The 10,079-nt window shown below is 61.9% G+C and carries 9 protein-coding genes and 1 pseudogene; 4 read left to right on the forward strand and 6 right to left on the reverse strand.

Annotated features, from left to right (window positions below; genetic code table 11):
• Positions 1 to 16 precede the first annotated feature (16 nt).
• From C4334_RS05630 to C4334_RS05640, 3 genes are all read right to left on the reverse strand, one after another.
• Positions 17 to 736 (reverse strand): CDP-alcohol phosphatidyltransferase family protein, encoded by a 720-nt coding sequence (locus tag C4334_RS05630; protein ID WP_352431107.1) that lies wholly within the window; start codon positions 734 to 736, stop codon positions 17 to 19.
• Between the two features lie 4 nt (positions 737 to 740).
• Entirely contained in the window at positions 741 to 1,265 is a 525-nt protein-coding gene (locus tag C4334_RS05635; RefSeq protein WP_352431108.1) for a GreA/GreB family elongation factor, read from the reverse strand.
• 131 nt (positions 1,266 to 1,396) lie between these two features.
• Positions 1,397 to 2,527, reverse strand: a complete 1,131-nt coding sequence (locus C4334_RS05640) for a 6-phosphofructokinase (protein WP_352431129.1) — start codon at positions 2,525 to 2,527, stop codon at positions 1,397 to 1,399.
• Positions 2,528 to 2,637: 110 nt separating this feature from the next.
• Here C4334_RS05640 and C4334_RS05645 point away from each other — a divergent pair, with 110 nt between their 5' ends.
• A complete protein-coding gene (locus C4334_RS05645) occupies positions 2,638 to 3,822 on the forward strand; it encodes an RNA-guided endonuclease InsQ/TnpB family protein (protein WP_352431109.1) in 1,185 nt (394 codons plus the stop codon).
• Between the two features lie 247 nt (positions 3,823 to 4,069).
• On the forward strand, positions 4,070 to 5,242 hold the full coding sequence (locus tag C4334_RS05650; RefSeq protein ID WP_352431110.1) for a class I SAM-dependent rRNA methyltransferase: 1,173 nt from the start codon (positions 4,070 to 4,072) through the stop codon (positions 5,240 to 5,242).
• Between the two features lie 60 nt (positions 5,243 to 5,302).
• Here C4334_RS05650 and C4334_RS05655 read toward each other — a convergent pair whose 3' ends face one another.
• Positions 5,303 to 6,991 (reverse strand): S41 family peptidase, encoded by a 1,689-nt coding sequence (locus C4334_RS05655; protein ID WP_352431111.1) that lies wholly within the window; start codon positions 6,989 to 6,991, stop codon positions 5,303 to 5,305.
• Between C4334_RS05655 and C4334_RS05660 the strand changes: the two genes are divergently transcribed.
• Positions 6,990 to 8,006, forward strand: coding sequence for a dolichyl-phosphate beta-glucosyltransferase (locus tag C4334_RS05660; RefSeq protein ID WP_352431112.1), 1,017 nt, complete (start codon positions 6,990 to 6,992; stop codon positions 8,004 to 8,006). The genes C4334_RS05655 and C4334_RS05660 overlap by 2 nt on opposite strands.
• Before the next feature lie 93 nt (positions 8,007 to 8,099).
• Positions 8,100 to 8,864 (forward strand): pyridoxine 5'-phosphate synthase, encoded by a 765-nt coding sequence (locus tag C4334_RS05665; RefSeq protein WP_352431113.1) that lies wholly within the window; start codon positions 8,100 to 8,102, stop codon positions 8,862 to 8,864.
• A 641-nt stretch (positions 8,865 to 9,505) separates the two neighbouring features.
• Here C4334_RS05665 and C4334_RS05670 read toward each other — a convergent pair.
• Complete coding sequence (locus tag C4334_RS05670; protein ID WP_352431114.1) at positions 9,506 to 9,952, reverse strand: transposase; 447 nt, start codon at positions 9,950 to 9,952, stop codon at positions 9,506 to 9,508.
• 22 nt (positions 9,953 to 9,974) lie between these two features.
• Positions 9,975 to 10,076, reverse strand: a pseudogene (locus C4334_RS05675) (winged helix-turn-helix domain-containing protein); the annotation flags it as partial.
• Positions 10,077 to 10,079 lie beyond the last annotated feature (3 nt).

Consider the following 10,079-nt stretch of genomic DNA (forward strand, 5'->3'; position numbering starts at 1 on the left):
TTGCCGCGCGCTCGTTTCAAACGCGCGCTTGTTGCACCACCTTCGATGCCGACTTCGGTCTTTGATCGGTCGCGTCGGTTTCGGACCGCGCGCCGCCTTCTTGAGCGAGCGCTGCTTCGACTCGCTGGACCTCGCGCCAAGTGTGATACATGCGGTGCGCGAAGGTCCAGAAGGAGCCGACGGCGAGAACCCAGAGAACCGCCGGCATGCGATTCAACAACGGATGATCCGAGCCGGGATGGGTCGTTAACGCGCCGATGATCAAAAGCACAACCCTCTCCGGACGGCGCAGAAAGCCGACGTCGCACTTCGGGATCAAGCTTTCGGCACGCGCGCTCGTGTAGCTGACGAGCACCGACCCCATCATCGCCGCGCCCGCCAGAAAGACGTTGAGCGTTGAATGGTATTGCGTATCGCGTGCGTAGAAGACCATCAACCCGACGAACACGACCATGTCTGACAGCCGGTCGAGCGACGAATCGAGAAAGGCACCGAAGCGCGTTACGCGACCGGTCAAGCGCGCCACTTTGCCGTCGAGCATGTCGAAGAGGTTGGCGACGATCAAGATGATGCCGGCCCAGAAGAAATGTCCGAAGCCGAAGAGCAAACCGCAAAGGACGTTGATCGCCACGCCAGTCACCGTCAACAGGTTAGGGTTGATCGAGGAGCGCGCCAGCGCCTCGACCATAGCGTTGACGATGCGTCCCGCTCCGCGTCCGATGCTCGCTCCGAACATCTTTTCAGTCCTCGTTCTGCTCGCCATCCTCCGCGCCGCCATCGCGCGCGGACTTTTCTGCCATCTCGTCGTGCATCGTCTTCAGTTGAAGGATCTCGAAACGGCGCGGCCCAGAAGGCGTCTGCACGAGAACCTCGTCGCCTTCTTCACGCCCCATCAGGCTCCGCCCAATCGGCGATGTGGTCGAGATCAAACCGGCCTGCGGGTCGCTCTCTTCGGGCGTCACCAAGCGATAGGTGATCTCTTCGCCGCGCTCTTTGTCTAGCAGCACCAGCGTCGAGCCGTATGCGGCGCGGTCGCGCGGCACTTGCGACAGGTCTATCGAGGCGATCTGGCTGATGCGCTCGCGTAGCTGCCGAATGCGCGCTTTGACGACCTGTTGCCTTTCGAGCGCCGCTTTGTACTCGGCGTTTTCGCGTAGATCGCCGTACTCGCGCGCGCGTTTGATTTCGCGCGGCAGATGCACGCGAAGTTCCGTTTCCAATTCCTCCAGTTCCGCTTCGAGCTTCTTTTTGATCTCTTCCGTCACCCTTGTCTCACCTCTCACGCGCCGGCGCGAGGAAGCCGGGCGTTCATCCGCGTTTTACGGTCTGGATATGGCACGTTCAAGTCGCAAAAGCGAATTATACCGAGCTCGGGCGGGTTTGGGAAAGCGATCTGTCAGAAGCAGTTGCCCGTTTTGTGATGGGTCTTCTCGTCGGGCGCGCCGAACGAGATCCCGACATCGCGCGCCGTGCGCACCAGTTGGCCATCAGGCGGCACGGTCTTGATGTTGCTGATCGCTTCTGAAAGCGGCACGGTGATGATGTTGGCCGCCTGGAGCGCGACCATCACGCCGCGCTCGCCGTTCATCAAGGCGCGCACGGCGTTGGCGCCGAAACTGGTCGCCAGCATACGGTCAAAGGCATTGGGCCGCCCGCCGCGCTGCAGGTGACCGAGGATGACGCAGCGCGTCTCTTTGCCGGTGAGCCGTTCGAGGCAGTCGCGGCAATGTAGCCCGATGCCGCCCAGCCGCGGAGCGCGATGGCGGTCGCCCGCGTCTTGGTAAATGAGCTGTCCGCCGACTTCGCGCGCGCCTTCAGCGACGACGATGATGCTGAATTGTGAACCGCACCGCTCGCGTTCCAAGATCTTTTCGGCGACCACTTCCATCGAGAACGGGATTTCCGGAATGAGGATCACGTCGGCCCCGCCAGCGATGCCGGAATGAAGCGCGATCCATCCCGTATGACGCCCCATCACTTCGAGCAGCATGACGCGGTCGTGCGATTCAGCGGTGGTGTGAAGTCGGTCCAGCGCTTCGGTGGCGATGTCGAGCGCGGTGGCGAAACCAAAGGTCAGCTCCGTGCAGGCCAAATCGTTGTCGATGGTTTTCGGCACGCCGACCACGGGGATGCCCATGCGGTCGAACTCTGCGGCAATGGTCAACGTCCCCTCGCCGCCGAGCACGATCAGGGCGTCAATACCAAGTCGTTCGAGATTGGCGAGCGCTTCGCGATAGACGGCTTCGGGTTTGATCTCGCGTCCGCTCTCATCGCGTTCGACGAACCGCCCAGTGTTGCGCGTGCCCAAGATGGTGCCGCCGCGCGGCAGAAGCCCGCGGACGTCTTTGGGCGTCAGTTCGCGCGTGCGCGTTTCATCCAATAACCCTTCGAAGCTATCCTCGATGCCGAGCACGCGCAGACCGTATTCGCCCGCCGCCGTCTTGACGACAGCGCGAATCACGGCGTTTAACCCCGGCGCGTCGCCGCCACCTGTGATCAACCCAACGGTGCGAATCGGCCTGTGCATCACCTTCTCCGGTCCACCAGTTTGCGCGGCGTCGGGAGCGCGCGGCATCTATGCCTGGGGAGGAGACGCCGTTTACTTCTTCCATCATCATGTGATGTAATTACGGTGTGATGCAAATCCGGCGAACCGCAACGATTATCATCGAACCGGATTCCGACCTGCTTGCAACGCTTGATACATCGCAACACGTTAAGCAGGTGCTCTCTCCCATTGCCTTTAACGATGGGAAACCCTTGGGGGCCATTGCGCTGCAGCGGAAGGCCTACACTATTGTCAAGGGCACGCTGAACAGCCAAATGACGATCTCTGCCATCCGCCAAGTCTCCGCTGCTTACGCCAGCGCTAAGCGCAACAAGCACAAGGTTACCAAGCCGTTCGCCTTCAAGCGCAAGAGCGCCTTGTTTCTGGTCGGTAAGCGTGGGCGAGACGCAGACTTCCGGTCGGATGGAACACTCTCCATCTGGACTGTCGGTGGCCGTAAAAAGCTGCGATACACGGTACCGGAGGTATTCCAGGAACTCTTCCGTCGCGCCAAGACCATCGATAGCCTCAACGTTATCGAACGAGGAGGCAAGCTTATCGGTCGCGTCGCGATGACCATCGACGTGCCGGATCCGCAGGGCATCCTCCCGGTCGGTGTTGACCTCAACGAGACCAATGCCTTGGTCGCCATCACGACCGACGACCAAGTTCTCTTTGTCAGCGGCAGAGCGGTCAAGATTCGGAACCAGCGTACCAGGAAGACCAGGGGTCGGGTACAACGCAAGCTTGCGACTCGTAAGGCAGAGAAGCGGGACACCAGAAGTGTCCGCAGGCTTCTCAAACGGCTCGGTCGTAAGCAAAGCAACCGTACTCGCACTTTTGCCCAGGAAACTGCCAAACAGCTGGTCCGATGGGCACCCAAGAGGTCCGTACTGGTATTTGAGGATCTGGACATACCCCAGCCCCAGAAGGGGAAGATCCGGGGCGCACACTGCCGACGCAGGCTCTCTCAATGGCCACGAGGCCTGATCCTGCAGTGGGTCCGCAACAAGGCTGAAGAAGTCGGGATAGTGGTAGCAACGGTCGACCCCCGATATACCAGCCAGAACTGTTCCCGTTGCGGTCTCAGAGGAAAACGCGCGAGACATCGCTTTAGCTGTCCTTCCTGTGGTTTTGAAGATCATTCGGACATCAACGCCGCCCGCAACATTCGCAACCGCTATACCGTCTCTCGGGACGGTGGGCCGCTGTCAACCGGCCCCGAAGCCCGGGCTTCGGCTGCGGGCAAGCCCCCGGCTTTAGCCGTGGGGTAGTTGACTAGCCGGCACCAACGACTCAGCCTCTCAAAGACTACTCTTAAAGCTTGCGGGTTGCAAGAAGGTTAACTTTCGGTGACGAGATCGCCAACGAAGCGCATGCTCGCTGGCGTCGTCTGTGCGGTAAGCGAAATTTAACTTGCGAGAGCAAACGCCGCGCGATCTGTTTCGGCGTTTCGTTCGACAGCGAAGCCTTTCGCTTGGGATTGGCGATCTTCGCGAAACATCGGCGATAATCCTCGTCATGTCGGAAGAGTGCGGACGCGTGGTGATCTCGGCGCGCGGCGCGGCGCACATCCGCGCCGGTCACCTGTGGGTTTACCGAAGCGAACTGCGTCGAGTCGAGGCCGAAGGCGGAGCGGTCGTGCGCGTCACCGACGTGCGCGGGCGCGTTTTGGGGCGGGCGCTTTACAGCGACCGGTCGGAGATCGCCTTGCGCCTGTTGACGCTGCGCGATGAACGTGTGGATCGAGATTGGTGGCAACGGAGACTGCGCGCGGCCTTCAAACGCCGCGTCGGACTCGCTGAAAAGTGCGAGGCGTATCGTTTGGTCTACGCGGAAGGCGACCTGCTCCCGTCGCTCATCGTCGATCGTTACCATGACGTTCTCGTGCTCCAGACGCTGGCGCAGGCAACCGACGCCCTCAAAGGGACCTTCGTCGAGCTGCTGGTCGAAGAGTTCTCTCCGCGCGCCATCATCGAACGGAACGACGTGCGCGTGCGCGAACTCGAAGGTCTCGAAATGCGAGCGGGCGTGCTTTACGGAGAGGATCCGGGCGAGGTCGAAATCGTGCAACACGGCACGCGCTTCCGCGTCTCGCCGCTCGGCGGCCAGAAGACCGGAGCGTTTCTGGACCAGCGCGAGAACCATCTGGCCGCACGGCGCTACGCCTGCGGACGCGCGCTCGATTGCTTCACGTTCAACGGCGCCTTTGCGCTCAACGTCGCTCCGGTGTGCGACAGCGTCATCGGCTTGGACATCTCGGAAGAAGCCGTCCTCGCCGCGCGGCGCAACGCCGAGTTGAACGAAGCGCGCAACGTCGAGTTCCGCGTGGCCAATGTCTTCGATGCCTTGCGCGAATTCGAGGCGCGCGGCGAGCGGTTCGACACCATCGTCCTCGATCCGCCCGCGTTCGCCAAAAACCGCGCCAGCCTCGCTTCGGCCATGCGCGGCTACAAAGAGATAAACTTGCGCGCTTTCAAGTTGCTCGCCGTCGGCGGCGTGTTGATCACTTGCACTTGTTCGTACCACGTCGACGAATCGCTGTTTGGCCAGATCGTCGCCGACGCGGCGGCGGATGCGCGCCGACGCGTACAGATCGCTGAAAGGCGAATGCAGAGCGGCGATCATCCTGTGCTCGTTGGCATGCCCGAAACCTTTTACTTGAAATGCTTGGTGCTGCGCGTGATCGAGTAGTTCGGCGCCGACCGGCAAAGAGGTTTTAGTATGGCGACATTGCGCGCGCTTTTCACGAACCTAGCTCAAAGATTCGCCACGACGAATGGCTTCAGCGAGCTTTTTGGCTTCGGGCAACGCCTCAATAGCGCGCAACAATTGCGGATCGCTCTCAAGCAGCACGCGCGTTCCAGCTTCGCTTCCGTAGGCGGCGGTGATGATCTCGTCGCGCAGACGGAGCTTGATGAATTCGAGTTCGGCATCCACTTGCGTCGGCGCTAATCTAAATTCTGGGGAGCGGCGCAAGAAATCGCGAAAGGCATCGAGCACCTTCTCGGTGACGGGGTAATCGGTCGGTCGCGGCACGTGATCGAACTGCACCCTTTCTATGCGGTAGCTCTCGAGTCCAGGGATCTGACCGGCGACCAGTTGGCGCGTGAAATAGAAGGCCGCTTCGAAGATGCGCCCGCGCACGGGCGTGCTCACTTCGATCGGTTTGACCTCGATGTCTGGCGTAATGCCGCCGCCGCCGTAAAAGACGCGTCCGCCAGCCGTCCTGATCGCTGGGCCGGTGGGCGACGGCGTCGGCGTCGCTTCCGGCGCGGCAATGGTCGGCGAGTTCGGACGCATGGGCTGTCGCGGCTCGGCGTTGAAGTTGTGGCGCGTGTAGTAGTCGTAGAAAGAGCCGCTCGCATACCGGCGCTGAATGAGCCGCCCGTAAGGCGTGTAGTACTGCGCCGTGGTCAGCGTTAGGCCAGTGCCAAACGGGAGTTGAAAGACCCGCTGGACCAGTCCCTTGCCGAAACTCGTCTCGCCGACGATCAGGCCACGCCCGTGGTCCTGGATCGCCCCGGCGACGATCTCGGAAGCGGAAGCTGAACCGCGATTGATCAGCACGACGAGCGGCATCTGCTCGGGATCGCGTTCGTAGTTGCGATAGATCTTCGGTTCCGGGTACTCGCGCCCGCGCACGGAGACGATCACTTGTCCGTAATCGAGAAACTGTCCGGCCACGCCGATCGCTTGCTCGAGCAAACCGCCCGGGTTGTTTCGTAGATCGAGGACGAGTTGGCGCATCCCCTGTCTTTTCAGGTCAGCGATGGCGCGTCGCAGTTCGTCCGCCGACGTGTGCGTGAACCCCCCGGTCAAACCGATGTACCCGATGCCGGAGCGCGCCATGAACGCCAATCGAATCGAAGGCAGCGGCACGGCATCCCGCACGATCGTCAAATAGAGCGGCGCTTGCTCGCCAGCGCGCTCGATCTTCAGCGTAACCGGCTCGCCGCGTTCGCCGCGTATCTTGCGCGAAGCTTGTTCCGTGCTCCACTCGCGCGCATCCTGTCCGTCAACCTCAAGGATGCGGTCGCCGTAACGAAGGCCAGCACGCGCCGCTGGCGTCCCCGGAACTACCGACTGAACGTACACGCCATCGCGGTGGCGCAGGATCGAGATGCCGATGCCGTAAAAGCGCGACTCTTGGTCCTCGCGCAAGCGTTGAAACTCAGCGCGCGTGAAGAAGTTCGAGTGCGGGTCGAGCGTAAGCAGCATGCCTTGGATCGAGGTCTGATTGAGCTTTTCGTAGTCGATCTCGCCCGCGTAACTATTTGCGATGATGGCGAGCGCCTCGCGGTAGTCGTCTTCGATGCGTTGGATGATGTCAGCCGACCGGTCGCTGGCGCGCAGGGGCAACAGTTTGCTCCCCCATGCGCCGCCGATCAGCGTCGAGGCGACGATGACGAAGATAATCAGCAGACCGAATGCTCTGTTCATGATGCTTCCGCCACTTCTGCTCGCCAAATATTACCACGCCGACGCGCCGCGCCTGAAATCGCGCGCCGCCGGTTGCTTGTGTTATATTGCGCTGCGGAAGAAGCCTCGACCGATCTCGCGCTCGTTCAAAATTCGCGTCGGGCGCGCATCGCGGACGCAAAAGGAAGGATCATCGATCGGCAAAATGTCGCTTGCGCTTTCCGTCGTTATCCCCGCTTACAACGAAGCGGCACGATTGGATAAAACTTTAGAGCAGGTCATCGCTTACCTAGACGAGTTCGAGGAGGAGACGGAGCTGATCGTCGTCGATGACGGTTCGCAAGATCGCACGGCTGCGGTCGCTGAAGATGCTTTCGCCCGCGCGCGGCGCGTCGAGGCACGCTTGATCCGATACGAACAGAATCGCGGGAAAGGTTACGCCGTGAGGACCGGATTGCTGGCCGCGCGCGCGCCAGTGGCGCTCTTTTCCGACGCCGACCTTTCGACGCCGATCGCCGAAACGCCCAAAGTGGTCGCGCCGATCCGGAACGGCGACTATGACCTCGTCTTCGGTTCGCGCGCGCTGGACCGCCGCCTGATCGGCGTACACCAACCTTGGCGGCGCGAGCAGGGCGGACGCCTCTTCAATCTCATCGTGCGGTTGGCGACCGGTTTGCCTTTCTGGGATACGCAGTGCGGCTTCAAGGCTTTTCGCTTGAGCGTCTGCCGCCCGATCATTGAAGCGGCTACAGTGGATCGCTTCGGCTTCGATGTCGAACTGCTCTTCGTCGCCCATCGCGCTGGTTTGCGCCTGCTCGAACGAGCCGTACGGTGGGATCACAACGAAGGGAGCAAGGTCAGCGTCGCACGCGATAGCCTGCGCATGCTTAACGAAGTGCGCGCGATTCGCCGCAACGCGCGTTTAGGCGTTTACGACGAAGCGATCGCCCGTGCACGCAAACAAGCGGCCAGCGAAACGCTCGCGCCGCAAACCCTGAGCGATGTGCCGGAAGAGATCGGCAGTCGCCGACTTTAAGCGCCATCTGAGATGGAAGAACTGGGGTCTTCGCCCGACTGCATTTCGCGCACACAGCCGCGCGCGTGAATGGATCGCTCTCGAAGAAAGAAGATGTTCGCTCGACTCAACGTCAACATAGATCACGTCGCCACCGTTCGGCAGGCGCGTCGGACGACGGAACCGAGCGTCGTGGCCGCCGCCATGCTCTGCGAACAGGCGGGCGCCGACGGCATCACTGTTCACCTGCGCAGCGATCGGCGTCACATTCAAGACCGCGATCTGGAGAGCTTGCGCCGGGTTGTGACGACCTACTTGAACGTCGAGATGGCGGCCACCGAAGAGATGATGCGCATTGCGGCAGAGGTGCGCCCCGATGCTGTGACGCTGGTGGCAGAGCGTCCGGGCGAGATCACCACCGAAGGCGGCCTCAACGTCGTCGCGAATTTCGAGGCGGTGCGCGCCTGCGTCGGGCGGCTGCGCGACCATGGCATCATCGCCAGCCTCTTCGTCGATCCCGAAAGCGAACAGATCGAAGCGGCGCGTGCCGCCGGCGCGCACCAAATCGAACTCTGCACAGCGGCTTACGCTGAAGCGACGCAACCGCCCGCGGGATTTCATCCGGAAACGCAAGTGCGCATTGAAAGCGAACTGGACCGCTTGCGTCGCGCCGCCGCGCTTGCCGCACGACACGGCCTGCGCGTCGCTGCCGGGCACGGTTTGACCTTTCGCAACGTCGTCGCCGTCGCGTCGATCATCGAGATCGAAGAGTTCAACATCGGGCACAATATCATCGCGCGCGCCGTGCTCATCGGTTTGGAGCAGGCTGTGCGCGAGATGATCGAGAGCATCCGCCGTGGCCGTCTGGCGACGCAATGAACCGAGCCTTTTGATTGACCGGATTGAAAGTCGGCCCCTCACATCTTTGACGTCCCGCCCGCGCGTATTCGTGGCCGGTAAGAGCGGTGGAGGAGGCGCGGTCGTTGGGCGACGCCTTCGTGATTTCGTGAGTAGTGAGCGCTTAAGAAAGCGCCGGAAGCTTGGAAACGGGAGGCGGCTCCCAACACCTCGCGTTTGGCCGCTTCCGGCTCTGACTCGGCATCGCGCCGAAGAGCGCGCCGCCGAAAGTTTGCTACGCTGAACCACGGGGCATTATGCCGTAGTTAAGTTTTTGTGTCAAGTATGAAACAAAACGGCGCCGGTTAAAACCCGCAGCCCGAAGGTGTGCTGCGGGTCGTTTTGACCGCTGGATGCGCTGCGCCGCAATCAGGGCGCGCAAGCGACGGAGATCGCTCTGCGCGAACAGGGCGCATGCGACGGCAGTCTCAGCGGAGTTGAGATGCAGGGGCGGTCTGTGCGAGATCGGCCCGTGCGAAGCTAATACCAACTTTATTCGAATGCTCTTCATACCGGCAACCACTCAAACCCCGCCACCCCCCCGGATGACCTCGGGGTGCTCCTGGAGATAGACACGCCGCTCAACCAGACGCTCTTGCAAAGCCTCCAAGCTGGGGAAGCTCTCATTGGCCACCGCTTCCCGCAGCAAAGGCACCACCGGCTCCGCCGGGGAGAGCTCCGGGGTGTAGGGCGGCAGGTGCAGGAGCACTACCCCCTGGCGGTACCTGGAGGTCTTTGGCCCGGTGCCACCCCGCGTTGTCCAGGAGCAGCACCAGAACCTTCCTCCCCTCTGGGTCCACCCCCCGCTGAAACTCCCGTAGAGCCAGACTCATCAGCTCGCTGTTCACCGTGGGCAGGATCAGGAAGGCGCTCTGCCCACTGGCCGGATGCACGAAGAGGTAGACGTACAGCCATTCATCGCGGGTGCGATGGAAGGCCAAAGGCCGCTGTCCTTTGCGTGCCCAGACCCGGCGCACGATGGGCTTCAGACCCAGGCGGGTCTCGTCCTGGACCCAGACCTCCACCGCGCGCTCCCCTTGGGGGTAGAGCCGCCGCTGTTCTTCGACCACCTCGGCTACTTTTTTTGAACGCCGCCTGCTCCTGCGCCTTCGCGGCGCGGGTGTGGCGGGGACGGGGGCTTTGGAGGGTGAAACCCAGCCGTCGCAGGTAGGTCCAGGCGGTGATCTCAGCCATGGA

It is taken from the genome of Pyrinomonas sp., assembly GCF_040289685.1.
Classification (GTDB): domain Bacteria; phylum Acidobacteriota; class Blastocatellia; order Pyrinomonadales; family Pyrinomonadaceae; genus Pyrinomonas.

Coding starts and splice junctions, on each gene's coding strand:
- C4334_RS05630 (WP_352431107.1), bottom strand. CDS start 736: ATGTTCGGAGCGAGCATCGGACGCGGAGCGGGACGCATCGTCAACGCT.
- C4334_RS05640 (WP_352431129.1), bottom strand. CDS start 2,527: ATGCACAGGCCGATTCGCACCGTTGGGTTGATCACAGGTGGCGGCGAC.
- C4334_RS05645 (WP_352431109.1), top strand. CDS start 2,638: ATGCAAATCCGGCGAACCGCAACGATTATCATCGAACCGGATTCCGAC.
- C4334_RS05650 (WP_352431110.1), top strand. CDS start 4,070: ATGTCGGAAGAGTGCGGACGCGTGGTGATCTCGGCGCGCGGCGCGGCG.
- C4334_RS05660 (WP_352431112.1), top strand. CDS start 6,990: ATGATGCTTCCGCCACTTCTGCTCGCCAAATATTACCACGCCGACGCG.
- C4334_RS05655 (WP_352431111.1), bottom strand. CDS start 6,991: ATGAACAGAGCATTCGGTCTGCTGATTATCTTCGTCATCGTCGCCTCG.
- C4334_RS05665 (WP_352431113.1), top strand. CDS start 8,100: ATGTTCGCTCGACTCAACGTCAACATAGATCACGTCGCCACCGTTCGG.